The organism is Streptomyces sp. BE303, from assembly GCF_036290945.1.
Classification (GTDB): Bacteria; Actinomycetota; Actinomycetes; order Streptomycetales; family Streptomycetaceae; genus Kitasatospora.
In genome coordinates, this window is the sequence record NZ_JAQYWZ010000767.1 from 1 (window position 1) to 24756 (window position 24756).

Annotated in this window: 24 protein-coding genes and 1 pseudogene; 14 read left to right on the forward strand and 11 right to left on the reverse strand. The window is 72.2% G+C overall.

Annotation, left to right across the window (positions count from 1 at the left end; genetic code table 11):
* A pseudogene (locus tag PUR56_RS22910) lies at nucleotides 1-201 on the reverse strand (rodlet layer protein); the annotation flags it as partial.
* Nucleotides 202-501: 300 nt separating this feature from the next.
* On the opposite strand from PUR56_RS22910, the gene PUR56_RS22915 reads away from it, so the two are divergent.
* Nucleotides 502-1161: a hypothetical protein gene (locus PUR56_RS22915; protein WP_329885523.1), complete on the forward strand. Its 660-nt coding sequence runs from the start codon at nucleotides 502-504 to the stop codon at nucleotides 1159-1161.
* A 131-nt stretch (nucleotides 1162-1292) separates the two neighbouring features.
* Here PUR56_RS22915 and PUR56_RS22920 read toward each other — a convergent pair whose 3' ends face one another.
* The 4 genes from PUR56_RS22920 to PUR56_RS22935 all read right to left on the reverse strand — a co-directional run bounded on the left by PUR56_RS22920 (nucleotide 1293) and on the right by PUR56_RS22935 (nucleotide 2963).
* The gene (locus PUR56_RS22920; protein ID WP_329885522.1) at nucleotides 1293-1661 is read right to left on the reverse strand and encodes a hypothetical protein; all 369 of its coding nucleotides are present in this window, start codon (nucleotides 1659-1661) and stop codon (nucleotides 1293-1295) included.
* Between the two features lie 119 nt (nucleotides 1662-1780).
* Nucleotides 1781-2053, reverse strand: coding sequence for a chaplin (locus PUR56_RS22925; protein WP_329885521.1), 273 nt, complete (start codon nucleotides 2051-2053; stop codon nucleotides 1781-1783).
* 107 nt (nucleotides 2054-2160) lie between these two features.
* The gene (locus PUR56_RS22930; RefSeq protein WP_329885520.1) at nucleotides 2161-2403 is read right to left on the reverse strand and encodes a chaplin; all 243 of its coding nucleotides are present in this window, start codon (nucleotides 2401-2403) and stop codon (nucleotides 2161-2163) included.
* A gap of 317 nt (nucleotides 2404-2720) precedes the next feature.
* Entirely contained in the window at nucleotides 2721-2963 is a 243-nt protein-coding gene (locus PUR56_RS22935) for a chaplin (RefSeq protein WP_329885519.1), read from the reverse strand.
* A 242-nt stretch (nucleotides 2964-3205) separates the two neighbouring features.
* On the opposite strand from PUR56_RS22935, the gene PUR56_RS22940 reads away from it, so the two are divergent.
* The 5 genes from PUR56_RS22940 (at nucleotide 3206) to PUR56_RS22960 (ending at nucleotide 10514) form a co-directional block, all read left to right on the forward strand.
* On the forward strand, nucleotides 3206-3445 hold the full coding sequence (locus PUR56_RS22940) for a chaplin (RefSeq protein WP_329885518.1): 240 nt from the start codon (nucleotides 3206-3208) through the stop codon (nucleotides 3443-3445).
* A gap of 833 nt (nucleotides 3446-4278) precedes the next feature.
* Entirely contained in the window at nucleotides 4279-5508 is a 1230-nt protein-coding gene (locus PUR56_RS22945) for an RICIN domain-containing protein (RefSeq protein WP_329950296.1), read from the forward strand.
* Nucleotides 5509-5788: 280 nt separating this feature from the next.
* On the forward strand, nucleotides 5789-7075 hold the full coding sequence (locus PUR56_RS22950) for a hypothetical protein (protein WP_329950297.1): 1287 nt from the start codon (nucleotides 5789-5791) through the stop codon (nucleotides 7073-7075).
* A gap of 134 nt (nucleotides 7076-7209) precedes the next feature.
* A complete protein-coding gene (locus PUR56_RS22955) occupies nucleotides 7210-7698 on the forward strand; it encodes a MarR family winged helix-turn-helix transcriptional regulator (protein ID WP_329950298.1) in 489 nt (162 codons plus the stop codon).
* Between the two features lie 992 nt (nucleotides 7699-8690).
* The gene (locus tag PUR56_RS22960; protein WP_329950299.1) at nucleotides 8691-10514 is read left to right on the forward strand and encodes an LCP family protein; all 1824 of its coding nucleotides are present in this window, start codon (nucleotides 8691-8693) and stop codon (nucleotides 10512-10514) included.
* A 113-nt stretch (nucleotides 10515-10627) separates the two neighbouring features.
* On the opposite strand, the gene PUR56_RS22965 is transcribed toward PUR56_RS22960, so the two are convergent.
* Nucleotides 10628-11110 carry a hypothetical protein gene (locus tag PUR56_RS22965; protein ID WP_327678121.1) on the reverse strand — a complete coding sequence of 161 codons (483 nt, stop codon included), beginning with the start codon at nucleotides 11108-11110 and terminating at the stop codon, nucleotides 10628-10630.
* A 466-nt stretch (nucleotides 11111-11576) separates the two neighbouring features.
* Between PUR56_RS22965 and hemL the strand changes: the two genes are divergently transcribed.
* From hemL to PUR56_RS23000, 7 genes are all read left to right on the forward strand, one after another.
* Nucleotides 11577-12917: a glutamate-1-semialdehyde 2,1-aminomutase gene (hemL, locus tag PUR56_RS22970; protein ID WP_329950300.1), complete on the forward strand. Its 1341-nt coding sequence runs from the start codon at nucleotides 11577-11579 to the stop codon at nucleotides 12915-12917.
* A gap of 74 nt (nucleotides 12918-12991) precedes the next feature.
* On the forward strand, nucleotides 12992-13639 hold the full coding sequence (locus PUR56_RS22975; protein ID WP_329885745.1) for a histidine phosphatase family protein: 648 nt from the start codon (nucleotides 12992-12994) through the stop codon (nucleotides 13637-13639).
* Nucleotides 13640-13964: 325 nt separating this feature from the next.
* Nucleotides 13965-14573: a TlpA disulfide reductase family protein gene (locus tag PUR56_RS22980; protein WP_329950301.1), complete on the forward strand. Its 609-nt coding sequence runs from the start codon at nucleotides 13965-13967 to the stop codon at nucleotides 14571-14573.
* Nucleotides 14570-15340 (forward strand): cytochrome c biogenesis CcdA family protein, encoded by a 771-nt coding sequence (locus PUR56_RS22985; RefSeq protein WP_329885511.1) that lies wholly within the window; start codon nucleotides 14570-14572, stop codon nucleotides 15338-15340. The genes PUR56_RS22980 and PUR56_RS22985 overlap by 4 nt, the downstream gene beginning before the upstream one ends.
* A 2-nt stretch (nucleotides 15341-15342) precedes the next feature.
* Nucleotides 15343-17115, forward strand: a complete 1773-nt coding sequence (gene resB / locus PUR56_RS22990) for a cytochrome c biogenesis protein ResB (protein ID WP_443034549.1) — start codon at nucleotides 15343-15345, stop codon at nucleotides 17113-17115.
* 3 nt (nucleotides 17116-17118) lie between these two features.
* Complete coding sequence (gene ccsB, locus PUR56_RS22995; RefSeq protein WP_329950302.1) at nucleotides 17119-18252, forward strand: c-type cytochrome biogenesis protein CcsB; 1134 nt, start codon at nucleotides 17119-17121, stop codon at nucleotides 18250-18252.
* A 142-nt stretch (nucleotides 18253-18394) separates the two neighbouring features.
* Entirely contained in the window at nucleotides 18395-18781 is a 387-nt protein-coding gene (locus PUR56_RS23000; RefSeq protein WP_329950303.1) for a hypothetical protein, read from the forward strand.
* Nucleotides 18782-18834: 53 nt separating this feature from the next.
* Here the strand turns inward: PUR56_RS23000 and PUR56_RS23005 are convergent, their stop codons facing one another.
* Entirely contained in the window at nucleotides 18835-19902 is a 1068-nt protein-coding gene (locus PUR56_RS23005) for a ScbA/BarX family gamma-butyrolactone biosynthesis protein (protein ID WP_329950304.1), read from the reverse strand.
* A 351-nt stretch (nucleotides 19903-20253) separates the two neighbouring features.
* Here PUR56_RS23005 and PUR56_RS23010 point away from each other — a divergent pair, with 351 nt between their 5' ends.
* Nucleotides 20254-20904 carry a ScbR family autoregulator-binding transcription factor gene (locus tag PUR56_RS23010; protein ID WP_329885506.1) on the forward strand — a complete coding sequence of 217 codons (651 nt, stop codon included), beginning with the start codon at nucleotides 20254-20256 and terminating at the stop codon, nucleotides 20902-20904.
* A 19-nt stretch (nucleotides 20905-20923) separates the two neighbouring features.
* Here the strand turns inward: PUR56_RS23010 and PUR56_RS23015 are convergent, their stop codons facing one another.
* The 4 genes from PUR56_RS23015 to PUR56_RS23030 all read right to left on the reverse strand — a co-directional run bounded on the left by PUR56_RS23015 (nucleotide 20924) and on the right by PUR56_RS23030 (nucleotide 24694).
* On the reverse strand, nucleotides 20924-21631 hold the full coding sequence (locus PUR56_RS23015; protein WP_329950305.1) for a ScbR family autoregulator-binding transcription factor: 708 nt from the start codon (nucleotides 21629-21631) through the stop codon (nucleotides 20924-20926).
* Between the two features lie 313 nt (nucleotides 21632-21944).
* A complete protein-coding gene (locus PUR56_RS23020) occupies nucleotides 21945-22157 on the reverse strand; it encodes an acyl-CoA carboxylase subunit epsilon (protein ID WP_329885504.1) in 213 nt (70 codons plus the stop codon).
* 81 nt (nucleotides 22158-22238) lie between these two features.
* The gene (locus PUR56_RS23025; protein WP_329885503.1) at nucleotides 22239-23840 is read right to left on the reverse strand and encodes an acyl-CoA carboxylase subunit beta; all 1602 of its coding nucleotides are present in this window, start codon (nucleotides 23838-23840) and stop codon (nucleotides 22239-22241) included.
* A gap of 440 nt (nucleotides 23841-24280) precedes the next feature.
* Nucleotides 24281-24694, reverse strand: a complete 414-nt coding sequence (locus PUR56_RS23030) for a PLD nuclease N-terminal domain-containing protein (protein ID WP_329885502.1) — start codon at nucleotides 24692-24694, stop codon at nucleotides 24281-24283.
* Nucleotides 24695-24756 lie beyond the last annotated feature (62 nt).

Here is a 24756-nt window from a genome sequence, read left to right on the forward strand (position 1 = left end):
CTCCGGCAGGCAGACGTTCGCGTTGTCCAGGAAGTGGAAGTTCGGGCTGTGGTCGCCGACGGTGCCGGTGAAGTTGGTGCCGCCGTTGCCCTGGAAGGACCCGGCGGAGCCGTCCGAGTCACCGATGGCCGAGGCCGGCGCGGCGGCGGCGGCCAGCGCGGCGGCAGCCAGCCCGGCGGCGGCGAAGGACTTCTGGATCATGGGGAGATCCCTCTCTGAAATGCTCTTGAGTTTCCGTGCGTACAACGCGTACAACGCTCAGACCCGGTCTGCAGTCACTGACGTTCAGATCAAAGAATGACGGCACGGAAGGTTACGGGGATTTTTGAAAAGAGTCCGGGAGGCGCGACCCGAACCCCTTCCCGGTCGGATTATTAGCCCGAACCGGTTAACGCCCGCAATCCGGGATCCCGGTGGCTCGTTGAGACAGATTGCTTTGGGCTGCGCCCGCGCAGCCCTCCCCAGAGATCTCCAGTACGGACAGGCGGAACGGTGAAAAGCATGAGGTTCTCCAAGCGGGCCGGCGCGATGCTGCTGGCGGTCGGTGCGGGCGTACTCGCCTCCCAGGGGGCGGCCTCGGCCGCGGCCCCGGTCAGCCCCGAGCAGGTCGGGGCGCTGGAGGACCAGCTGGCGACCCAGCAGGTCCCGGTGGACGTGCCGGTGGCGCCGTTGGGCAGCCGGATCTCCGGCGGCATCCCGACCTCGCTGCTGATGCCCCCCGTGCCCGCCCACACCACCGGCGGCGCGCTGATCCCGGAGCGGATCGTCCCCGCCCTCGGCACCGGCAAGGTGGGCCCGACCGCGAAGGCCGAGCTGCCGCTGCCCCTGGTCGACCAGGGCGCCGACCTCGGCGAGCTGCTGCTGGACGCCCCGGCCGCGCCGCTGCACGCCGACACCCCCGGGCTGGGCCTCGGCAGGCCGCTCTCGGTCGTCCAGGACGGCACCGGACAGCTCGCCGACGGCCGGGTCAAGGTGGACGAGATCGACCCGCGGCTGGTGACCGGCGCCGTCCAGGCCGTTCCGGGGGCCAAGGCCACCCTCGGCAACGAGGACGAGCGGATCTCGGTGACCGACTCGGTGGGCAACCTGGCGACCACCACCACCGCGACCGCCACCGGCGTGGTGCAGGAGACCGGCCTGGCCGGCCTCGCCCAGCTGTAGCAGCCGCCCGCACCGCAGCGCGCAGCACGCCGGACGCAGTACACGGGAGAGCCCGGCACCCCGCTCCGAACGGGGGTGCCGGGCTCTCCCGCGTACGGCCGTGGATCGCGGACGGCCGCCGGGCGTCCGGCTCAGCCGGGCAGTGCCCCGAGCAGCTGGCCGACCACCGGCAGGTCGCGCGGTCCGCCGCCGGCGCTGAGCGGGCCGGTCAGCGTCTCGGTGCCGATCGGCGCCAGGCCGGTGTTCTCCGGCTTGACGGTCGCGCCGTTGTTCAGCACGTCGGCCGAGGAGTTGGCCCACGGGTCCAGACGCAGGTCCTTGATCGGTGCGACGCCGTAGCCGAGGCCGGTGGTCGTGCCGCCGAGTGCCTGGGCGAGGTCGGTCTTGGTCAGCGAGGCACCGCCCTCGGCCGGGGCCGCGTGTGCGGCTCCCGCGCCGCCGAGCAGCATCGCGGCACCCAGGGCGGCGGCGAGGCCGGCCCCGCTCTTCTTCGAAACCATGCGGAATCACCCTTCGGGGGAGTGGGTCCCGGCGCGGCCGGACCGCGCCCGGGTACGCCGAACCGCCCCCCGGCCGGTGGGCCGGAGGGCAGCGCGGCCGGAACGCGTGCCGGACGGGATCAGCAGTCGTCCTCGACGTGGTGCTGCGGCGCCTCGGCGTTGATGCAGGTGTTGCCGAACGCCGGGTTGAGCAGGCCGATGACGTTCACGGAGTTGCCGCACAGGTTGACCGGGATGTGCACCGGGACCTGGAGCTGGTTGCCGGAGACGACACCGGGCGAGCCGGCGGCGACGCCCTCCGCGCCGGAGCTGGCGGAGGCGGCGCCCGCCGCACCCATCACCAGGCCGGCGGCGGCGGCGGAGAGGACGGCGGCCTTCTTCACGTTCTGCATGGGGGTTGATCTCCTCGATCACACACGGTAGCGGGCCGCACCCCGCCACTGGCGGGGTGCGGCACGGATTCGGCAGTACGGCGGTCACCGGTGCGGCGACCGCCGGTTCAGCCGGCGTTGACGCAGGTGTTGCCGAACGCCGGGTTCAGGATGCTGACGATCCCGATGGAGTTGCCGCAGACGTTGACCGGGATGTGCACCGGGATCTGGATCTGGTTGCCGGAGAGCACACCCGGGGAGCCGGCGGCGACACCCTGGGCGCCGGAGCTGGCGAACGCGCCGCCGGCCGCACCGACCACCAGACCGGCGGCGGCGAGGGACAGGGCGGCGGCCTTCTTGAGGTTACGCATGTGGTTCTTCCTCCGTTTTCTGCCCGACCGTCTGTGGAATAGTCGGGAGCCGGGCGAGGTGAAATCCTTGCCCGTCGGCTTCTGGGAATGCCGTGATTGTCACTCGGGCGGCCCAGATGGCGCGTGTCGCCCATGGCTCGGGCGATGATTCGGCCGCCGCTTCACCGCGCGCCGCGAACGATTCCCGCACGGCCGGGAAGAATTCGTGCAGACGCACGACCAGGAGGAATTCCGGACGGGCTTGGACCGGCGTCGGATCTCCCGGAGTCGAGGTGCCGCCCGTCTGGGGGCGGGCCGGGCGGCGGTGCCGCCCCGGATCAGGCGTTGACGCAGGTGTTGCCGAACGCCGGGTTGAGCAGGCCGACCACGTTGATCGAGTTGCCGCACAGGTTGACCGGGACGTGCACCGGGATCTGGATCTGGTTGCCCGAGGCCACGCCGGGGGAGCCGGCCGCGACGCCCTCGGCGGACGCGCCGTGGGCGTGGGCGGCGCCGGCGCCGGCGGCCAGCAGGGCGGCGGTGGCCGCGGTGCCGAGGACGCCGTGGGCGAGCTTGCGCATGTGCGGGACTCGATTCGTCGTAGAGAGCGTCGTGAGGAGCGGGGCGGAGCGTGTTCCGCCAGGGAGAACGAGGGAGCGCTCGGGGGGAAACGGTCGGATGTGCTGATCACCCGAATGCCTGGCGGGCCGTTCCGTTCCTCCGGATGGGTGACAGTGGGGGTGCCCCAGCAACCGGCTCGACCGGGTCTCGTTGGAGATGTCGCACTCCCCGTGCATCTCTGTCGAACAGTCAGGAGGCTCGTATGAGCATCAAGAAGACGGCCGCCGTCGGCGCCGCTGTAGTCGGCATCGTGGCGGCCGGTGCCGGCACCGCGATGGCCAGCTCCGGTGCGGAGGGTGTTGCCGCGGGTTCCCCCGGTGTCATCTCCGGCAACCAGCTGCAGGTCCCGGTCCACGTTCCGGTCAACCTGTGCGGCAACACCATCGACATCATCGGTCTGCTGAACCCCGCGTTCGGCAACACCTGCGTCAACCACGGCTGATCTGCGACCGGTCCGGCCCGCTGCGAGCCGCCGTTCCCGTGCTTCCCTCCTGGGGCGCGGGGCGGCGGCTCTCGGCATGTCCGGGGGCGGCCGGCGGGGGCGACCGGTGAGCCCGGCCGGTTCGGTCCGCCCCGTCCGCCCCGTTGGTCCCGTCCGGCCCGTCCGGCCCGTCGGTTCGGTCGGTCCGGTCGGTCCGGTCGGTCGTCAACTGCCGGTGTTGTCAGGGGCCTTGTTGCGTTACTTGTCAGTACCTAGAATATGAGACCTGCTCACCTTTCTACGCTCCGAAGCTCCGAAGCCCCCCACGCTCCGAACCGTCGGGCACCCCCCGGCCGGGCGGTCCCCACCCGCAAGGAGTCGCGTGTGATCAGGTCACGACGGGCAGGTGCGCGGCGGAACCGGACGGTCGCGCGCCGCTCCCCCTACGGCGCGCTGCTGGCGGCGGGCGCCCTCGTCGCCGCCCTCGGCACGGTCGCCACCCCCGCAGCCCTCGCGGGCGCCGCCCCGGCGGGCTCCGGGGCCGCCACCGCCCGCCCGCCACCGCCCGCCCGCCCGCGATCGTCGCCCTCGGCGACAGCGCCATCTCCGGGGAGGGCGCCGGCACCGACACCGCCGACGGTTACTTCCCCGAGACGGACAGCCCCACCAACTACTGCCACCGGCACCCCAAGTCGGAGATCTTCGTCACCGACATCCCCGGCGTCACCCCGATCGACCTCGCCTGCTCCGGCGCCCAGACCGGCGACCTGGTCAGCGACCCCGAACTGGCGAAGATCACCGGCCCCGGCAGCGGGGACTTCGGCGAGGCCAAGCAGGACGTCCAGCTCGCCGGCGTGGCCGCCGCGTACGACGTGAAGCTCGTCGTCGTCACCATCGGCGCCAACGACGACTTCGACTTCAGCGGGATCATGATGCACTGCCTCGCGCAGTACTTCCCGATCCCCAAGGACCAGGGGTGCCGCGACACCATCGGCAGCGCCGAGATCGCCCGCCGGGCCCAGCAGGTCCGGCCCAAGGTGGTCGCCGCGCTGCAGAACATCCGGCAGACCATGCGGAGGGCCGGCTACGCCGACGGCTCCTACCAGCTGGTCTACCAGTCGTACTTCAATCCGATCACCCCGGACATCCGGCGCAACGACTACCTCGGCAAGGTCGCCGACGGCTGCCCGGCCTTCCCCGAGGACCTCGCCTGGGGCCACAACTGGGTGGTGCCGCTCTTCAGCGACGCGCTGCGCGGGGCGGCCGAACAGGTGCCCGGCGTCCGCTACCTCGACCAGCGCCGGGTCGCCTTCGGCCACGAGGTCTGCGCGAAGTGGACCAGCTCCCCGTACGAGTACACCAACGGGGACGTCATCAACCTCTCCGAGTGGGTCCGCAACGGCTGTGACCAGCAGATCGGCATCCCCGGCCTGTGCATGAACATGGTCCGCCAGTCGTACCACCTGCGGGTGGCCGGCTACCGCGGCGAGGGGGTCTGCCTCGGCCAGTTCTACGCCCGCACCGACCTCACCCAGGCGTACTGCACGCTCGACCAGCGGAACACCACCTCCATCCAGCCGCTCACCCCCGGTCGACCGATCGCCGACGAGCCCGAGGACGGCGCCTGGTACCGGTTGGCCAATGCCGCCGACGGCCGGGCGCTGGACCTCAGCGGCGGCGGCACGTACGGGGACGCCACCAACGGCCGGGCCGCCATCACCTATCCGGCCACCGGCGGGCTCAACCAGTCCTTCGTCCTGGAGGCCGGGGCCGGCGGCAGCTACGAACTCTCCTTCAGCGGCAACCGCGCCATGTGCCTGGACGCCGACGCCGGCTCGACCGCACCCGGCACCCGCATCCAGCAGTGGCGGTGCCACGGCGGCGGCAACCAGCGCTGGTTCGTGAAACCGGCCGGCGACGGCCTCTGGAAGCTGGCCGACTCGCAGGACCAGGGCAAGGTCGTCACCGCCACCGGCCGGCTCGACGCCGGGGGCAACCCGCTCGTCCAGCTCGCGGCCGACACCGGTGCCCCCGCCCAGCTCTGGCAGCTCACCAAGCTCGGCATCGTCCACCTCCGGGACTGACCCGCCCCGACCGGCCGCCGCCGCCCCGCTGCCCGGGGTGGCGGCGGCCCTGCCGTGTCACCGCCGTCTCCCCGCCGCGTGTCGTCGCCGTCCGTCGCTGCCTGTCCGTCGCTGCCTGTCCGTCACTGCCGTCCGTCGCTGCCGGGCCGCGGCTCCCGGTGGTGGAAGGGCGGACACGGAAGGTTGGGGTGGGGCGGGAGAAGGCGGTGTCGTAGGCTCGGCCGGCGTCGCTGTGTCGGTCGGCGCGCCGGTCACGAGTGGGGCGGGGAGTCCAGAGCTGATGAGCACGGCATCGAGCACCGAGTCGTCGGGCGGTGGCGCGGGAGTGCCGCCGCCTCCGGAGACGGTGGAGCGGGAGGTCGGGGCGGAGCCGGAGCGACGACAGGGGCGGTTCGCCGCCGCGGTCGACCGGTTCGCGCCCGCGCTCGGCGCGTACGCCGTGGTGAAGGCGACCGGCCTGACCGTCTTCCTGCTGCTGCTCTCGCACACCGAGGACTTCCTGAAGAAGGACCCGGGGCGGGGCGGCGGCGCCCAGCCGTGGGACGTACTGGGGACCTGGGACGGCATCTGGTACCAGCGGATCGCCGAGAACGGCTACGACCCGCAGCTGATCGCGCTGCACGGCTACCCGCTCGCCACCTACTACGAGAACTCGGCCGCGTTCTTCCCCCTCTACCCCTGGCTGATGCGCCTGGTGGGGACGATCACCGGGCTGGGGCCGTACGGCTCGGGCATCGTCGTCTCGGTGATCGCCTCGTTCGTCGCGGCGGCCGGGATCTTCGCGATCGCCGAGCGGCTCGGGGGCTTCCGGGCGGGCGTGATCGCGGCGGTGATCTGGGGGCTCTTCCCGGGCTCGGGCGTGGAGTGGGCGGTCTACTCGGACTCGCTCTTCGTCGCCCTGTCCACCTGGGCCTGCTACTGCGTGATGACCCGGCGCTGGCTGGCCGCGGGAACGCTCGCGCTGGTGGCCGGTCTCAACCGGCCGACCGCCGCCGCGCTGATCGCGGCGGTCTCGATCACGGCGCTGGTGGCGCTGGTCCGGCGCACCGACGGGATCGCCCGCCCGCTGACCGCGATGCTGATCACCCCCTGGGGGCTGCTCGGGTACGTCGCCTGGGTCGGCTACCGGATGGGCGACTGGACCGGCTACTTCAAGCTGCAGCGCGGTGCCTGGAACCGCTACTTCGACTGGGGGGCCTCGACCGCCCGCACCACGCTGGACGTGGTCACCGGGCACTGGACGTTCTGGCAGTCCAACCCCGCACCGGACCTGATCGCGGTGGCGCTGCTGATCGCCCTGCCCGGGCTGCTGGTGCTCCTGCTGCGGCTGCGACCGCCGCTGGTGCTGGTGGTCTACACGCTGCTGACCCTGTTCACCGCGCTGAGCAGCAACCAGATCTACGGCAACATCTCGCGCTACCTGCTGCCGGCCTTCCCGCTGTTCATCGGGCTGGCGATCGCGCTGCGCCGGCTGCGGCCGACCACGGTGGCGGGCCTGTTCGCCATGCCCGCGGTGGCGGCCGGCTGGTACGCCGGGTACGCACTGTTCGAGCTCGGCATCCCGTAGCCGGGCCCGCCCGTGCGGGAGTTCCCGTGCGGGAGCGCCGGTGGAGGAGTGCCGGCGGGGGAGTGCCGGTGGGGGAGACCGGCACTCCCGCACGGGATCATCCGCCTGCGGACGGTGTTGCTAGTCTCGGAGCCATGACGACGAGTCCGCCCGTGCGCCAGATCCGTGACATCTCCGGCCTGCTGGACCACGCCAGTCACGTCCTGGCGACGCGGATGGCGGCCGCCTTCGTCGAGCTCGGCATCACGCCGCGCGCGTACTGCGTGCTCTTCCACGCCCTGGAGGGCGAGCGCACCCAGATCCAGCTGGCCGAGCTCGCGGACCTGGACAAGACCACCATGGTGGTGACCGTCGACGAGCTGGAGAAGGCCGGGCTGGCCGAGCGCAGGCCGTCCGTCACCGATCGCCGGGCCAGGATCATCTCGGTCACCGGGGACGGCGAGCGGGCCGTCGAGCGGGGTACGGCGATCGCGGACCGGGTGCACCGGGAGGTGCTGGAGTCACTGCCGGAGGGCGAGCGCACGGTGTTCGTCTCGGCGCTGACCCGGTTGGTGGGCGGCGCGCTGGCGGAGCCGGTGGAGAGCGAGCGCACGGTCCGCCGGGCGCGCCGGGCGCGGAGCTGAGGCCGCCCGAAGGACGGTCGGCGATCGGGCGCATCGGGTCGGCCGGGTCCGCCCGTGGCGCCCGGTCCCCGTCGCGGCGGTGAACCTTTTCGGTGGAGTGCGCGGCGGATCAACGGAACTGTGGCGGACAGAACGTCGCAGCACGGCGGCCGGTCCACGGAAATGACCGTTCGACAGGCGCGGAGGAGACGTCGCCGAGCCGAAACCGGCGCGGGCGGCAGTCGTCAGGGGGGGCGGATCGTTTCCGGGCCTCCGCGCCGAGGTGTGAATCCGCTCGCGTGTGGCTGTTCTCCCCGGCGCCGCGCAGGCACGGCGGCGGACGAACTCCGGGCAGTCCGATCGGAGTCGGGGGCGGGGCTGCGGGAGTCCTCGCACAGCGGCGGCACACCGGCGGCACACCGGAGAGCCGCCCCGTCGCCGCAGCGGTGACAACGCCGGTGGCAACGCCGACGACAACGCCGGTGAAAGCGGCGTGGCGCGGATCTCCTCCGACCCGGATCCGGGCGGTCCGATCCGGGCGGTCAAGCACCGAGCGGGAGATTCCCGGCCTGCGGCCGAAGGTCCGCGAACGCCCTCCTCCCTGTTTCGTCGCGTTCGACGTCCTCCGGTGGCGTGGCACCGCGGAATTCGGCCCGACAGCGGTCGGGCATTTCCGGTTCACGGAGGGGGGCTCACGGGCGCGAGGGCATCCGCCCGCTCGCGCGACGGGGGTCGGGGAGGGCGGGGTCCCTGGCCGAACGCCCTGCCGAGGGCCACCGCGGCCCGTCCCGCCACCGGTCCAGACCTCTGCCGGGACCTCCGCCCCGAGCTCCGCCCCGACCCGTGCTCCGACCCCTGACGACGTCCTCACCCGGCGCGGCGGAAGGCGGTTTCCGGTCGGCTTGTATGCTCCACCTGGCACCAGGGGGGCATTTCCTGGCCGCCGTTCGTTCGATGGCACAGCCGTGAGAGGTGCGGGGATGTCGGGTCGCCGAGACAGGAGTCAGCCCAGCGTGGCCCGACCACGGTCGGAGGGCTCGACCGGCTCGGCGGGTTCCACGGGCGGCCCCACCGGTTCCGGCACCGGCTCCGGCACCCGTTCCGGCGCCCGGGCGGCGGCGGCTCCGGCCGCCAAGGACGGCGCCACGGGCTCGATCCCGGCCCCCCGGGCCGGCGGACGTGCCGAGGCCCGAAAGGCGGCGCAGTCGCAGGGCCGTGGCGGCCGCGGCGGCCAGGGCGGCGACGGGGGCCAGGGCGGTGGTTCCGGGCACCGCAGGTCCGGCGGACGCGGCAAGAAGCCCGAGCGGAACGTCAAGAAGATCGTCGGCTGGACGGCGGTCGGCGCCCTGGTGCTCATAGCCGGCACCGGCGGAGCGATCTACTTCAAGCTCAGCGGCAACATCAAGACCTTCGACTCGGACGCGGTCAGCAAGGACCGCCCGCCGGAGGCCACCGCGGACGCCAACGGCAACAAGCCGGTGAACATCCTGCTGATCGGTTCCGACAGCCGCGGCGGCGGGAACTCCGACCTCGGCGGCGGCAACTCCGAGGGCGCCCGCTCGGACACCACGATCCTCCTGCACGTCTACGCCGACCACAAGAACGCCATCGGCGTCTCGATCCCCCGCAACACCCTGGCCGTGATCCCGCCGTGCAAGCTGCCGAACGGGAAGTGGACCAAGGAGCAGAAGGGCGACGACGTCCTCTTCAACGCCGCGTTCGAGACGGGCGGCTCACCGGAGGGCAACCCGGCCTGCACCCAGAACACGGTGGAGAAGCTCACCGGGATCCGGGTGGACCACACCATCGTCGTGGACTTCTCGGGCTTCTCCTCGATGACCAAGGCCGTCGGCGGCGTGGAGGTCTGCCTCCCCAAGGCGATCTACGAGGGCGACATCAACCCGAACCTCAACAAGAAGGGTGCGCAGGTCCTCCCGGTCGGCAAGCAGAAGGTGGACGGCCAGAAGGCCCTCGACTACGTCCGGCTGCGGCACGGCATCGGCGACGGCTCCGACATCGGCCGGATGAAGCGTCAGCAGGCCTTCATGAGCTCGATGATCAGCACGGTGAAGAAGCAGGGTCTCGACCCGACCACCCTGTTGCCGCTGGCCGACGCCGCGACCAAGTCGCTGCGCGTCGACGAGGGCCTCAACTCGGTCGACAAGCTGATGTCCCTCGCGCTCTCGCTCAAGGGCATCGACATGCACGACCTCAAGTTCGTCACCCCGCCGTGGCGTTACCACGGTGCCAACCTCGACCTGGTGAAGCCCGACGCCGACAAGCTGTGGGAGGCCATCCGGGCCGACCACACCCTCGACGGCAAGGACGCCACCGGTCAGCAGCCCGACGCACCCGCGGCGGCGCCGGAGACCCCGGCCGTGCCGACGCCGGCGGCCCCGACCACCACCGCCCCGCCCACCACCGCGGCCGTGACGACCCCGGTCAAGGTGGCGGTCTACAACGGAACGACCGTCAACGGCCTGGCGGGCAAGGCGAGCGAGGCCCTCAAGGCGGCGAAGTTCACCGTCACCGGCACCATGACGGCGAAGTCCACCAACAAGGCCACCACCACGATCGAGTACGGCGCCGGGCAGAAGGCCAACGCCGAGAAGGTCGCCGCGCTCTTCCCCGGGGCCACCCTGGCCGCCAGTTCGGCGGCGGGGATCAGCGTGGTGCTCGGCAAGGACTACGCCGACGCCAACGGCGGCGCCGCCGCCTCGGGTGCGCCGGCGGCCACCCCGACCGCGCCCGCCCCGCTGCCCACCTCGGTCACCGAGGAGGCCCGCTCGGCCGACGACGACATCTGCGCCAACACCACCTACGGCTCCGGCGGCTGACCTGCCGACGACTCCGGCCCCGAACGTCGGTTCGGGGCCGGGGCGGGTGTTCCGGTGTCAGGTGTTCCGGTGTCAGGTATCCCAGGTTCGGGTCCGGGTCCGGACCGGAGGGATCAGGGCCAGACGAGACAGTAGAGCTGGTGGCCGGCGTCGTGCAGGCGGTTCGCGAAGTCCTGCCACTCGTGCAGCATGCTGTAGATCACGAAGGCGTCGCGCGGGCCCCGGCGGTCGGGGACGGTGGACCAGATGAACGCTGCGGCGCCGAGCTCGGTCTCGTCCGCCTTGCGCAGCGGCTCGACCACGTTCTGCGGGAGCTGCACGACGGCGTAGTCGGGGTGCAGCACCACCAGCTCCAGCGGCGGGACCTGGTGCAGCGGCACGCCCTGGATGCCGGTGAGGACCATGGCGCTCATGGTCTCCGGCTTGATCTTGGTGGAGAGGTGGCCGTTGGGCGAGCCGCTGGTCTCCATCAGGTCCCCGAGCCGGCCGAGCGAGCCGAGCTCACCCGCGTCGAGACCGAGCCCGCCGGGGCCGAGCGCCGTCGGGACTCTGGCGGCGGTGGCGCGGTCGGGTGCCCCGAAGTACTTGTAGGTCACCCCCACGCGTCCCTCACCCCGCCTCTCGCCACCACGACCGCCACGCCCCGTTCCCGCTCCCGTACCCCCGCGTGCGGCCTCGGCGGGGCGGCGGGGGCCACCCGCGGCCTCGTCGTAGCCGTCCTGCGCCTCGGACACTCGGACCATCCTCACCGGAATTCGCCGGAATCGACAGACCCCCGCACACCCGGCGTCCCGCCGGACGTGCTCCTTACCCGTCATGCGCCGCCGTACCCAGTCGAGGTACGCGGCAGTCCTCTTCACACCCCTGCATCGACACGGAGTGCCCGTGCATCCCGAGTGCGGGGCACTCTGGACGCACTCCGGGTACATAGTCTGACTGGTTCGGAGAGCCGACACAGCCAGGGGACCCGTTGTACGGATAACCGTACAGACTTTGGCGCCCGGATCATCGTTCCAGATGATGAGGTCCGACATGCAGAGGAGAAGGACACGATTTGAGACCATGTCCCACGTGAGCTACCCCTACGAAGCACCCCAGTCCCAGTCGCTCTTCGACCGCGCCTCGGTCGTCACCCCCGGTGGCGTCAACTCCCCGGTGCGCGCGTTCCGCGCCGTCGGAGGTACGCCGCGCTTCATGGTGTCCGGCACCGGCCCCTACCTGACCGACGCCGACGGGCGCGAGTACGTCGACCTGGTCTGCTCGTGGGGCCCGATGATCCTCGGCCACGCGCATCCCGCCGTGCTCGACGCCGTCCGGGAGGCGGTGACGCGCGGCACGTCGTTCGGCACGCCCGGTCAGGGCGAGGTCGAGCTGGCCGAGGAGATCGTCGCGCGGGTCGCCCCGGTCGAGCAGGTCCGCCTGGTCTCCTCCGGTACCGAGGCCACCATGTCGGCGATCCGGCTGGCCCGCGGCTTCACCGGCCGGGCCAAGATCGTGAAGTTCGCCGGTTGCTACCACGGCCATGTGGACGCGCTGCTGGCCGCCGCCGGTTCCGGTGTGGCCACCTTCGGCCTGCCGGACACCCCGGGCGTCACCGGCGCGCAGGCCGGCGACACCATCGTGCTGCCGTACAACGACCTCGCCGCGGTCGAGGAGGCCTTCCGGGCCCACCCCGGCGAGATCGCCTGCGTGATCACCGAGGCCTCGCCCGGCAACATGGGCGTCGTCCCGCCGCTGCCCGGCTTCAACGCCGGCCTGGCCCGGGTCTGCGGGGAGAACGGCGCGCTGTTCATCTCCGACGAGGTGATGACCGGCTTCCGCGTCTCCAAGGCCGGCTGGTACGGCCTGGAGGCGGCGCGTGAGGGCTGGGCGCCCGACCTGCTGACCTTCGGCAAGGTCATGGGCGGCGGCTTCCCGGCGGCGGCCTTCGGCGGCCGTGCCGACGTGATGGCCCACCTGGCCCCGGCCGGCCCGGTCTACCAGGCCGGCACGCTCTCCGGGAACCCGATCGCCACCGCGGCCGGCCTGGCCCAGCTGCGGGGCTGCACCGACGAGGTGTACGCCACCGTCGACCGGGTCGCCGCCGAGGTCTCCGGCCTGGTGTCGGACGCGCTGACCAAGGAGGGCGTCGTGCACCGGCTGCAGACCGCCGGGAACATGTTCTCGGTGTTCTTCACCGAGGGCGCGGTCACCGACTACGAGCGGGCGAAGACCCAGGAGGCGTTCCGCTTCACCGCGTTCTTCCACGCGATGCTCGCCGAGGGCGTCTACCTGCCGCCGTCCGCGTTCGAGTCCTGGTTCGTCTCGGCCTCCCACGACGAGCGGGCGGTCGAGCGGATCGCCGCCGCCCTGCCCATCGCCGCCCGGGCGGCCGCCGAGGCCACCGCCCCGGCCACGGCCTAGGCTCCGGACGACCCCTACGAAGCTCCCAGGAGTACTGAGAAGTGAGTGCCGAAGAGATCACCGTCGTCCACCTGATGCGGCACGGCGAGGTGCACAACCCGGAGGGCGTCCTGTACGGCCGCCTCCCGGGCTACCGACTGTCCGAGCTGGGCCGGCAGATGGCCGACCGGGTCGCCGAGGACCTGTCCGGCCGGGACATCACCCACGTGGTGGCGTCCCCGCTGGAGCGGGCCCAGGAGACCGCCGAGCCGATCGCCAAGTCGCACGGCCTGGACGTCGCGGTGGACGGGCGGCTGATCGAGGCGGAGAACATCTTCGAGGGCAAGACCTTCGGGGTGGGCGACGGCTCGCTGCGCAACCCGGCCTACTGGAAGTACCTCACCAACCCGTTCCGGCCCTCCTGGGGCGAGCCGTACCTGGAGCAGGCGGTGCGGATGATGGGCGCGCTGGCCGCCGCCCGGGACGCCGCGCGCGGGCACGAGGCGGTCTGCGTCAGCCACCAGCTGCCGATCTGGATCGTCCGCTCCTTCGTGGAGCGCCGCCGGCTCTGGCACGACCCGCGCAACCGGCAGTGCTCGCTGGCCTCGCTGACCAGCTTCACGTACGAGGGGGACCGGATCGTGTCGGTCGGCTACCGCGAGCCCGCCCGCGACCTGCTGCCGGTGCACCTGGTCGGCAAGGGCGGCAAGAGCAAGCCGGTGGGCAAGAGCTTCGGCGCCTGACCCCGCGCCCTCCGCGGCGACGCCCTCCCCGCGGCGTGGCGTCCTCGTGACGTGGCGTCCTCGCCGTGGCGTGCTCGCCGCAGCGTCACCGCCGTGGCGGCGGAACCCCGTGCCCCGGGGCACGCGGCTCCGCCGCCACGGACGCCGTGCGGCGGACGGGACGAGTGCCCCCGCCCGATGTAGGGCCCGGCTAAATATGGGGTTCATCACCCTCGCCGCGACCCGCCGCTCCGGTACCGCCGCAGGTCAGAGGGGGTTCGACACGGAAGGCCGGACCCCCCCGAACCTGCCTGGAACTCCATGCGAAACTTTTCACATGTCTGGCATGACGCGCCCCCGTCCCCGTCTCGCCGCAGCGGCCGCCGCCACCGCCGTCGCCGCCGCGCTCGCCCTCAGCGGCTGTTCCTCCTCCGGTTCGTCGGCCAGCGGTGACGGCCAGATCGGTTTCGTCAAGGCCAAGGGCAGCAACATCTCCACGGCTGCCGCCGGACATCGCCAGGACGCGCCGGACATCTCCGGCAACACGCTGGAGGACACCCCGGTCAAGCTCTCCGACTACCGGGGCAAGGTCGTCGTCCTCAACGTCTGGGGTTCCTGGTGCGGGCCGTGCCGGGCCGAGGCGGACGACCTCCAGCGGGTCTGGGACAAGTACAAGGACCAGGGCGTCCAGTTCCTCGGCATCAACACCCGGGACCCCGAGAAGGCCAACGCGGTCCGCTTCGAGCAGGAGAAGGGCGTCACCTACCCCAGCCTCTACGACCCTGCGGGCACCCAGCTGCTGAAGTTCCCCAAGGGCAGCCTCAACTCGCAGTCCGTGCCGACCACCATCGTGGTCGACCGCGAGGGCAAGCTCGCCGCCCGGGCCGTCGGCGGCCAGATCGACGACGGCCTGGAGTCGATGATCCAGCCGGTGCTCGCGGAGCAGAAGCAGTGAGTGCCGCACTCCTCGCCGACACGACCGGGACGATCCAGAGCGGGGCGCTGCTGGTGGCCGTGCCGATCGCGCTGGTGGCCGGTCTGGTGTCGTTCTTCTCGCCGTGCGTTCTGCCGCTGGTGCCCGGCTACCTCTCCTACGTCACCGGCTTCTCCGCCGCCGACCTCGCGGACGCGCGCGGGGCCCGGCGCGGCCGGATGCTGGCCGGGGTGCTGCTGTTCATCCTCGGCTTCACCGCCGTCTTCGTCTCCACCGGGGCGCTGTTCGGCTACTTCGGGTCGACGCTGCTGGAGCACGAGCGCGTCATCTCGATCGTGCTCGGCGCGCTGACCGTCGTGATGGGCCTGGCCTTCATGGGGCTGGTGCCCGGGTTGAGCATGCGCGAGCTGCGCTCGCACCGCCGCCCGGCGGTCGGCCTCGTCGGCGCGCCGATGCTGGGCGTGGTCTTCGGCGTCGGTTGGACGCCCTGCCTCGGCCCGACCCTGGCCGCCGTGCAGAACCTGGCGCTCAACGAGGCCGATGCCGGCCGCGCCGCGCTGCTGATGACCGCCTACTGCCTGGGCCTGGGCGTACCGTTCGTCGTGGCCGCGGTGGCCTTCCGCCGGGCGCTGGGCGCCTTCGGCTGGGTCAAGCGGCACTACCCGCTCGTCATGCGGATCGGCGGCGGCATGCTCGTCGTGGTCGGTCTGCTGCTCGTCACCGGGCTCTGGAACTCGATGGTGAACGAGCTGCAGTCCTGGACCGCCTCCTTCCAGATCGGAATCTGACCGTGAGCAAGACCACGACCGGTACCGAGCTGCCCGCGCAGGAGGTCGAGGACGCGGCGGAGAGGATGACCACCGCCCCGATCGAGTCGGACGGCCCGACCGGCATCGGCGTGCTCGGCTGGCTGCGCTGGATGTGGCGTCAGCTGACGTCGATGCGGGTCGCGCTGATCCTGCTCTTCCTGCTGTCGCTGGCGGCCATCCCCGGTTCGCTGATCCCGCAGAACGGCCAGAACCAGTTCAAGGTCGAGAGCTGGAAGGCGCAGCACGCCACGGTCGCGCCGATCTACGAGAAGCTCCAGCTGTTCGACGTCTACAGCTCGGTCTGGTTCTCGGCGATCTACATCCTGCTGTTCGTCTCGCTGGCGGGCTGCATCGTCCCCCGCACCTGGCAGTTCGTCGGGGTGCTGCGGGCGCAGCCGCCGGCCGCGCCGCGCAACCTGACCCGGATGCCGGTGTACGCGGCCTGGCGGACGGACGCGGACGTCGCGGACGTCAACGCCGCCGCGCACCGGCTGCTGCGGGCGCGGCGGTTCCGCGCGCACCTCGGCGGCGGCGCGGTGGCGGCCGAGAAGGGCTACCTGCGCGAGGTCGGCAACCTGGTCTTCCACCTGTCGCTGTTCGCGCTGCTCGGCGGTTTCGCCTGGGCGAGCCTGGCGAGCGGCACCGGCGGCAAGCTGCTGGTCGAGGGCGAGGGCTACTCGAACACCATCACGCAGCTGGACGACTTCACCGGGACCAGGTTCTACGGCACCGACGACCTCGACCCGTTCTACGTGAAGCTGAAGAACTTCACCTCGAAGTTCCAGAGCCGGGGCGACCAGATCGGCAGCGCACGGGAGTTCACCGCGCACGTCGAGTACTACGGGGGCAGCGACGCCGGGAAGCTCAAGCAGGGCACGATCGAGGTGAACCACCCGCTGGAGGTCGGCGGCAGCAAGTTCTACCTGATCGGGCACGGCTACGCCCCGGTGATCACCGTGCGGAACGGCGCGGGCGACGTCGTCTACACCGGCGCGACCCCGTTCCTGCCGCAGGACGGCAACCTGACGTCCACCGGTGTCGTCAAGGTCTCCGACTACGGCGACAAGGACGGCAAGAAGACCCAGATGGGTTTCTCCGGCTTCTTCCTGCCGACCGCCCCGGTGGCGTTCGACCGGAACACGGGCCCGCGCTCGCTGTTCCCCGGTGACGCGGACCCGGCGCTGGTGCTCAACGCCTACGCGGGAGACCTGGGCACCGACTCCGGCCTGCCGCAGAACATCTACCAGCTCAACACGAAGAACCTCACCCAGCTCCAGCAGGAGGGCGAGCCCGCCAAGGTCCGGTTGAAGCCGGGCCAGGGCTGGACCCTTCCGGACGGCTACGGGAGCGTCACCTTCGAGGGCTACAAGCAGTGGGCCAGCTTCAACGTCTCGCACCGTCCGGGCAACGGGATCGCCCTCGTCGGGGCGGTGCTGGCGATCCTCGGCCTGATCGGCTCGCTGTTCGTGCAGCGGCGCCGGATCTGGGTGCGGGCGGTGGCGCTTCCGGACGGTGGCACGCTGGTCGAGCTGGCCGGGCTGGGCCGCAGTGAGTCGGCGAAGATCGCCGAGGAGCTGGCCGAGCTGGCGGTCGACCTCCAGGACGACGCGCCCGCGCTCGACGACCCGGACGACGACCCGGACGACGACGCTGCCGAAGCCGACGCACACGGCTCCGACGAGGCCGACGGGGCCTCCGCACCACCCGCACCTTCCGACCCCGCAGTCCCTGCCGACCAGAACTCCAAGGAGTAGACGGTGCACCTCGCCTCGTCGGTCGACCCACAGCTGGCCGACCTGTCCAACAAGCTGATCTACTCGGCCATGGCCGTCTACCTGATCGCCATGTTCGCCTACATGTTCGAGTGGACCTTCGGTGCCAAGGGTGCCGTCGCCGTCCGCTCCATCGAGCAGGCCGGCCTGGCCGAGACCGTCGCCGAGGCCGATGCCAAGGCCAAGGGCTCCAAGAAGGTGACCGTCACCGTCGCCTCCGCGCGCGGCGGCACCACCACGCTCACCCGCACCGCACTGGCCGGCGAAGGCGCGACGGTGGTGACCAGCGGTCGCGGCGACGACGAGGTCGACGGCCCGGGTGCGGCCGGCACCAGCGAGAAGGCCGACCTGGCCGGCCGGATCGCGGTCTCGCTCACCGTGCTCGGAGCCCTGCTGCACGTGGGGGGCGTGCTCACCCGCGGCCTCTCGGTGTCCCGCTGGCCGTGGGGCAACATGTACGAGTTCTCCTGCGCCTTCGCGCTCGCGATGACGGTGGCCTTCGTCGGCCTGCTGCTGTCGAAGAAGCCGGTCCGCTGGCTCGGCCTGCCGGTCACCCTGGCCGTCGTGCTCACGCTCGGCATCGCCACCGAGGTGCTGTACACCGAGTCCGAGCAGCTCGTTCCGGCGCTGCACTCGTACTGGCTGGCGATCCACGTCTCCACCGCGATCGTCTGCGGCGGCGCCTTCTACGCGGCGTTCATCGCGACCCTGCTGTACCTGGGCAAGGACTCCTTCGACAAGCGGATGGCGGCGGGTCTGACCAGGGGCCCGCTCGGCACCTCGCCGTCGATCTGGCGCCGGCTGCCCGCCGCGTCGACCCTGGACAAGCTGTCCTACCGGATCAACGCGCTGGTCTTCCCGCTCTGGACCTTCACGATCATCGCGGGCGCGATCTGGGCCGAGGCGGCCTGGGGCAAGTACTGGGAGTGGGACCCGAAGGAGACCTGGTCGTTCATCACCTGGGTCGCCTACGCGTGCTACCTGCACGCCCGCGCCACCGCCGGCTGGAAGGGACGCAAGGCCGCCTACCTGGCCCTCGGCGCCTTCGCCTGCTGGCTGTTCAACTACTACGGCGTGAACATCTTCGTCACCGGCAAGCACTCCTACGCGGGGCTCTGACCGGGGGCTGCACCACCCACCGGCCCGGCGCTCCGCACAAGGAAGCCGGGCCGAGGTGCGAGAGGGGTAGTTCGTGCCGGCCGTCCGGTCCGGCACGGGAATGAACCGAGGAGGAAATCGCGCAATGGAGTGCGACGAGGTCATGCTGACCGTCCGAATCACCGTCGCCGAGCGCACGTTGCTCCGCCGGCTCGCCCAGGGGCACCGGAGCGACGTGTCCGAGGTGGTGGCAGACGGCCTGCTGGACATCATTCCCACGTTCAGCTCGCCGACCGACGCCTACCGGCTGCTGGGGGCCCTCGCGGCGCCCGCGCCGTGCGCGCTGACCGTCTGGCTGCCGACGCCGCTGGCCGATCTGCTGGTGCCGGGTGCGGCCCGGATCGCCCAGGTGACGGAGGTCCGGATCGGCTCGGCCAGCGCCATGCTGGGCGCCGCGCTGCGGCTCTGGCTGGCCCAGGACCCGGTCCGGCTGGCGGCCAACCTCAGCGTGATGCACGCGGGTCGTCCGTCGGCCCTGGTCGCGGCCTGACCTGACGGCGGTACCGGGGGGAGCCACGGTCCGGCGCCGGTGCGGGCGCCGGATCAGCCGGCGAGCGACAGGCCCCGGCAGACCGGGGCGGGCCCGACGGCGGTCGGCCCGCCGTCGGCCGGACCGGCCAACAGCCGGCACTCGGCGACCGTCCGGCCGTCCTGCACCAGCAGGACCCGGACCGGGAGCCGCCGTACGTCACGACCGGCCCCGGGGCCGCTCTCCGGGGCGGGCTCGCGGACGGCCCGGACCAGGCAGGGGCGGTCCAGCGCGATGGGGGCGTGGAAGGACGTGACCAGCTCGACCGGCGCCACCCGGGCCGGGTGGCAGAGCCGTTGGGCGGCCTGGCGCGCCGCCTCCAGGACGAGCATCCCGGGGACGTGGTCGGGGGCCGGGTCCATCCGGTCGAACAGCGCCGGGTGGTCGGCGTCCGCGCGCAGCAGCCAGCTGCCGGGCAGCAACGAGGGGCCGAGCACGACGTCGGCGGCCCGCTGGCGGCCGACGAGTTCGGGCGCGGTGCAGGACTCCGGGGGCCGGGGAGCGGGAGCCGGGCGGCCGGGGCCGCGCAGCCGGGCGTACGAGCCGGGGGAGAGCACCCGCAGTTCGCCGGAGCCGCGGCCGACCGGACGGCCGTCCCGTTCGATCTCGGCGTGCACCCGCAGGGCGGCCAGCCGGCCGTGCCGCATCCGGACGTCCTGGCAGCCGACGCGGAGCATCAACGCGGCGGGGGCGGGGGCGATCGCGAGGCCGTCGAGGCCGGCAGGCCCGAGCGCGTAGCTGAGTTCGTCGAGCGCGTAGTGGTGGTCGTGCGGGACGCCGAAGCCGACGTGGCCGATCAGCAGGGCGGCCTGGCGGATCGTCTCGGCCATCAGGACGGGGTCGTGGTGGCGGTCGCCGGGCAGCCGGTAGAAGCCGTGCAGCCGGGGCCACTGGGCACCGAGCAGGAAGTCGTACGGGCCGGTGGCCTGCCAGCCGGTGATCAGGACCTCGGCGACCGAGGAACGGTGCACCAGACGGCGCGAGACGGTCCGCTCGTGGAAGTCGTAGCGGGCGTGACCGGGGTGGCCGGGAGCGGGGTGGGGGTACGGAGAATCGCCGTCCGGTTCTGCGATCGCTGGCATGGCGGGCCCCACTCCCGGGTGTCGGTCGACCGGCCGCGTGAGCGGCCTCGGAAAAACATACAGGCCACCCGGTTTCTGCTCGGCGTGCGGGGCCGCCACTGCCGGAAAGCCGACATGCACACGCTACCCGGCCGCTGGTCTGCGGGAACGTCCGGCCGGGAGAGTCCGGACCTTGGACGGGGGTCGGTCCCCCCTGGACGGCGGGGACCGACCAGGGGCTAGATTAGATACCAACCATGCGGTTTCGGGCGGGCCGGTCCGCATGCGTGGCGCCGCACCACCACCGACGGCGGCGCCGAGACAGCACCCGGGCGAGCCGGAGCTCGCCGCGGCCGGGGCCGGAGGGGCCGAGTGGCTAAGCAGGAACGGGCGGGGCGAACCAGGCAGGCCGTGCTGCTGGCCGCGGCGGACACCTTCGCGGACGCGGGCTTCGAGTCGGCCAGCCTGGTCGACATCAGTCGCCGGGCGGGCGTCAGCAAGGGCGCGCTCTACTTCCACTTCGTCTCCAAGCAGGCGCTCGCCGACGGTGTCCGCGCCGAGGCCGGGGACGCGATCGGCGCGGCCGTGCTGCGGGCCCTGCGCGGCGCCGCGCCGGCCGTCCAGGAGCTGATCGACCTCACCCACGAGCTCGGCCGGCTGCTGCGCGAGGACGTGGTGGTCCGGGCCGGTGTGCTGCTCGGCCTCGGCGGCCGGCCGGCGGCCTGCGCGGGCGGACTGGTGGTGGCGCCGGCGGGATCACCCCCGGAGCCGTCGGCGGACGCCTGGCGCAGCCTGACCGCCGTCTTCCGGACCCTGCTCGACCGTGCGGGGGAGGCCGGCGAGCTGCGCCCCGGGCTGGACCGGGGCCAGGCCGCCGAACTGCTCACCACGCTGGCGGCCGGGCTGGTGCTGTTCGCCGCCGAGTCCACCGGCCGGCTCGCGGAGGAGGCGGTCCGCGGGCTCTGGGCGGCCGCGCTGCCCGCCCTCGTGCCGGCGGAGCGCTTCGGGGAGTACCGGACCTGACAGCGGGGCGGGCGGCGGATCAGGCCGGGGGCGGTCCGGGATCCGGTGCCTTCGCCGGTGGTGCGTCCGCCGGCGGTGCGTCCGCGGGCGGCGTGCCCGCAGGCGCTTCGGCGGGCGGCAGCCGGTCGGCCAGGACGAGCCGGGCCAGGGTGTGCGGCGGGACGAGGCCGGGCAGCAGGAGCGTCCAGAGGTCGGCCATCCGCCGCAGGAGGTCCCGGCGGTCGGTGAACACCTGCGAGCTGAGCTGGATGCCGGTCACCGCGCCGGTGATCACTCCGGCCGCGGCCGCCGGTTCCACCCCGGGGCGGAGCTCACCGGAGTCCCGGGCGTGCTCCAGCAGTTCGCGGGCCGCGTCCGTCCAGCCCTGGTAGGCGGCGATCTGCGGCTGGGTGAAGCTGCCGTGCTCGATGGTCAGCCGGATCGAGCCGCGCAGCACCGGGTTGTCGAGCAGGGCGTGGGCGAAGGCGTAGCCGAGGTCGATCAGGGTCTGCACCGGGCTCTCGGAGGCCGGCTGCCAGGTGGCCAGCCAGGCGCTCTGGCCCGCGATCACGGCGAGCGCCAGCTCTTCCTTGGAGCGGAAGTGGAAGTAGAGCGCGCCCTTGGTGACGCGGGCCCGTTCCAGGATCTCCGCCATGGTGGCGGCCGCGTAGCCCCGCTCGTCGAACACCTCGGCCGCGGCGAGCAGCACCGCCTGGCGGGTCGCCAGCGCCCGGGCCTGCCTGGCCATCGCAGCCTCCTCGGATAGTTCTGGTCGTCGGCAGCGGCTGGATCCCACGGGCCGACGGGGCGGCGGGCCGCGTACCGTCCGGTGGCGATCCTATCGAGCACCCGGGGTCACTCTCCGGCGCGCGAATGGCATCGCGCGCCGGTCTGTACGCCGGTTCACGTGTACGAACGTGCGCCGTGGCTCTGCGCCGCGACCGTGCGCCGTGACTGCGTACCGCGACCGTGCGCCGCGATCGTGCACCGCGAACGCCGAGGGCCGGCCACCCCGAGGGTGACCGGCCGTCGGTCGTGCGGTCCGGTGCTGCGGGCGGGCCTCAGGCGGCCCACTGCCAGCTGACCGGCGAGTAGTACGCCGGGCGGCGCTCCAGGCGCTGCCAGTTGGCGATCGGCTCGACCGGCGACGCGGCGGAGGCCGCGTGCTGGGCGGACGCGGCGCGCGCCATCAGCACGGCGGTCAGGGCGGCGAGCTCCTCGTCGGTGAGCGAGCCGCGGACGATGCGGACGAGTGGTTCGGCGGAAGCGGTCATGGTCCGGTCTTCTCCCGGCGGAAGAGGGTGAGGGGTCGTCGGCACTGTGGCCGCGGTGCTGTCCGCGGCCGAACCGCGCTGTTACATCGGGGGGTTGCCGTGCTTGCGGCTCGGCAGGTCCGCGTGCTTGGTGCGCAGCATGGCCAGCGAGGAGGCCAGGACCTGGCGGGTCTCGGCCGGGTCGATGACGTCGTCCACGAGGCCGCGCTCGGCCGCGTAGTACGGGTGCATCAGTTCGTTCTTGTATTCCTTGATCTTCTGCGCGCGCATGGCGTCCGGGTCGTCGGCGCCGTTGATGTCGCGGCGGAAGATCACGTTGGCCGCGCCCTCCGCGCCCATCACGGCGATCTCGTTGGTCGGCCACGCGAAGGACAGGTCGGCGCCGATCGAGCGCGAGTCCATCACGATGTACGCGCCGCCGTACGCCTTGCGCAGGATCAGCTGGATGCGCGGCACGGTCGCGTTGCAGTAGGCGTAGAGCAGCTTGGCGCCGTGCCGGATGATGCCGTCGTGCTCCTGGTCGACGCCGGGCAGGAAGCCGGGGACGTCGAGCATGGTCACCAGCGGGATGTTGAAGGCGTCGCACATCTGGACGAAGCGCGCGGACTTCTCGCTGGCGTTGATGTCGAGGACGCCGGCCAGCGACTGCGGCTGGTTGGCGATGATGCCGGTGACGTGGCCGTCGATCCGGGCCAGCACGCAGAGGACGTTGGTGGCCCAGCGCTCGTGGACCTCCAGGTACTCGCCGTGGTCGACGATCTCCTCGATCACCTTGCGCATGTCGTACGGGCGGTTGCCGTCGGCCGGCACCAGGTCGAGCAGCGAGTCGTTGCGGCGGTCCACCGGGTCGTCGTTGACGACCGGCGGCGGCATCTCGCGGTTGTTCTGCGGCATCAGGGAGAGGAGGAAGCGGACCTCCTCGATGCAGGACTGCTCGTCGTCGTACGCGAAGTGCGCGACACCGGAGACGCCGGAGTGGACGTCGGCGCCGCCGAGCCCGTTCTGGCTGATCTTCTCGCCGGTGACGGCCTGCACCACGTCCGGGCCGGTGATGAACATCTGCGAGGTCTCGCGGACCATGAAGATGAAGTCGGTCAGGGCCGGCGAGTAGGCCGCGCCGCCGGCGCACGGGCCGAGCATCACGGAGATCTGCGGGATGACGCCGGAGGCCCGGGTGTTGCGCTGGAAGATGCCGCCGTACCCGGCGAGGGCGGTGACGCCCTCCTGGATGCGGGCGCCGGCGCCGTCGTTCAGCGAGACCAGCGGGGCGCCGGCCGCGATGGCCATGTCCATGATCTTGTGGATCTTCTGGGCGTGGGCCTCGCCGAGGGCGCCGCCGAAGATCCTGAAGTCGTGGGCGTAGGTGAAGACCGTCCGGCCGTGCACGGTGCCCCAGCCGACGATCACGCCGTCGGTGTGCGGCTTCTTGGCCTCCAGGCCGAAGCCGGTGGCGCGGTGCCGGCGGAGCGGCTCGACCTCGCGGAAGGAGCCCTCGTCGAGCAGCAGGTCGATACGCTCGCGGGCGGTCAGCTTGCCCTTGGCGTGCTGCGCCTCGGTGGCCTTCTCGCTGGGGCCGCGGCGGACCTGCTCGCGAAGCTCGTGCAACTCGGCGACCCGCCCTCGGGCGTCCGCCGGGCTCTCCGGGATGTCGTCTCCGACCGGTGCCTCATGCACAACCGTCATCTCGAACCACTCCAAAGGTGAGGGAACTGTCCGACAGCCAACGTCTGCGATGCCCCCGGCTGCGAATCACTTCTTCACTTATGACTGTACGAGGGGCCGCGTGCTGGTTTCGGCGTCGATTCCGTACAAGGTCGCGTCCGTTTAGATGTCAGGGCTGCACAGAACCCGTAGCGTTTCAGCCCATGCGGCCGGTAGCTGTTCGATTACCCCGAGCTTTCGCCCAGGTGGCCGCCGGATGATCTGAGCATGAGGAAACCCGCAGGTCAGGGCTGTCATGAGCAGCGCCGATCGGGTCGAATCGAGGATCGCTCAAGGGTCGCTCGGTGCGGCCGTGAAGGCTGTGCCGGACGGCCGGTGGCAGCAGGGCAGTCGTAGGGATGCGCCAAAAACTCCGCAGCCCACCCGGTGGGTACCGGGTGGGCTGTCCGAGCTACGGGGGGTCAGCTCCTCCGGCCGTCCTCCGGATCCTCCCTGCCGCGCAGCTCCTCCTCGCGGCGGCGCAAATCCGCCTCCCACTGCTTGAGCATGTCCTCGTGCTTCTTGTCGTCCTTCTTCAACGACGCCAGGAACTCCGGGTCGTCGTCCGGCGCGAGCGGCCGGCCTCCGCGCGGGCGGTCGAACCCGGAGCCGCCGTCGCCGTTCACGTGGCGGCCCGCACCGGCGGTCCGCGGGGCGTTGCGCTGCTTGCCGGCCACCAGCCAGGCGATCGACCCCACCAGCGGGAAGAGCAGCACGATGATCACCCAGACCACCTTCGGCAGGTGCTTCACCTCGTCCTCGGGGGTGGTCAGGCAGTCGATGAAGGCCCACACCCACAGGGCGAGCGGGAGTACGAAGGTCAGAATCCTCAGCACGGCGGCGATCTCCCCCGGCGACGGCGGTGGCGGGCGGGCGACTCCTGGAGCGGCGGGACGCT

What these genes read in the sequence shown, in the direction of transcription:
- PUR56_RS22915 (WP_329885523.1), top strand. Translation starts at nt 502, where the DNA reads ATGAGGTTCTCCAAGCGGGCCGGCGCGATGCTGCTGGCGGTCGGTGCG.
- PUR56_RS22920 (WP_329885522.1), bottom strand. Translation starts at nt 1,661, where the DNA reads ATGGTTTCGAAGAAGAGCGGGGCCGGCCTCGCCGCCGCCCTGGGTGCC.
- PUR56_RS22925 (WP_329885521.1), bottom strand. Translation starts at nt 2,053, where the DNA reads ATGCAGAACGTGAAGAAGGCCGCCGTCCTCTCCGCCGCCGCCGCCGGC.
- PUR56_RS22930 (WP_329885520.1), bottom strand. Translation starts at nt 2,403, where the DNA reads ATGCGTAACCTCAAGAAGGCCGCCGCCCTGTCCCTCGCCGCCGCCGGT.
- PUR56_RS22935 (WP_329885519.1), bottom strand. Translation starts at nt 2,963, where the DNA reads ATGCGCAAGCTCGCCCACGGCGTCCTCGGCACCGCGGCCACCGCCGCC.
- PUR56_RS22940 (WP_329885518.1), top strand. Translation starts at nt 3,206, where the DNA reads ATGAGCATCAAGAAGACGGCCGCCGTCGGCGCCGCTGTAGTCGGCATC.
- PUR56_RS22950 (WP_329950297.1), top strand. Translation starts at nt 5,789, where the DNA reads ATGAGCACGGCATCGAGCACCGAGTCGTCGGGCGGTGGCGCGGGAGTG.
- PUR56_RS22955 (WP_329950298.1), top strand. Translation starts at nt 7,210, where the DNA reads ATGACGACGAGTCCGCCCGTGCGCCAGATCCGTGACATCTCCGGCCTG.
- hemL (WP_329950300.1), top strand. Translation starts at nt 11,577, where the DNA reads ATGTCCCACGTGAGCTACCCCTACGAAGCACCCCAGTCCCAGTCGCTC.
- PUR56_RS22975 (WP_329885745.1), top strand. Translation starts at nt 12,992, where the DNA reads ATGCGGCACGGCGAGGTGCACAACCCGGAGGGCGTCCTGTACGGCCGC.
- PUR56_RS22980 (WP_329950301.1), top strand. Translation starts at nt 13,965, where the DNA reads ATGACGCGCCCCCGTCCCCGTCTCGCCGCAGCGGCCGCCGCCACCGCC.
- PUR56_RS23000 (WP_329950303.1), top strand. Translation starts at nt 18,395, where the DNA reads ATGCTGACCGTCCGAATCACCGTCGCCGAGCGCACGTTGCTCCGCCGG.
- PUR56_RS23005 (WP_329950304.1), bottom strand. Translation starts at nt 19,902, where the DNA reads ATGCCAGCGATCGCAGAACCGGACGGCGATTCTCCGTACCCCCACCCC.
- PUR56_RS23015 (WP_329950305.1), bottom strand. Translation starts at nt 21,631, where the DNA reads ATGGCCAGGCAGGCCCGGGCGCTGGCGACCCGCCAGGCGGTGCTGCTC.
- PUR56_RS23020 (WP_329885504.1), bottom strand. Translation starts at nt 22,157, where the DNA reads ATGACCGCTTCCGCCGAACCACTCGTCCGCATCGTCCGCGGCTCGCTC.
- PUR56_RS23025 (WP_329885503.1), bottom strand. Translation starts at nt 23,840, where the DNA reads ATGACGGTTGTGCATGAGGCACCGGTCGGAGACGACATCCCGGAGAGC.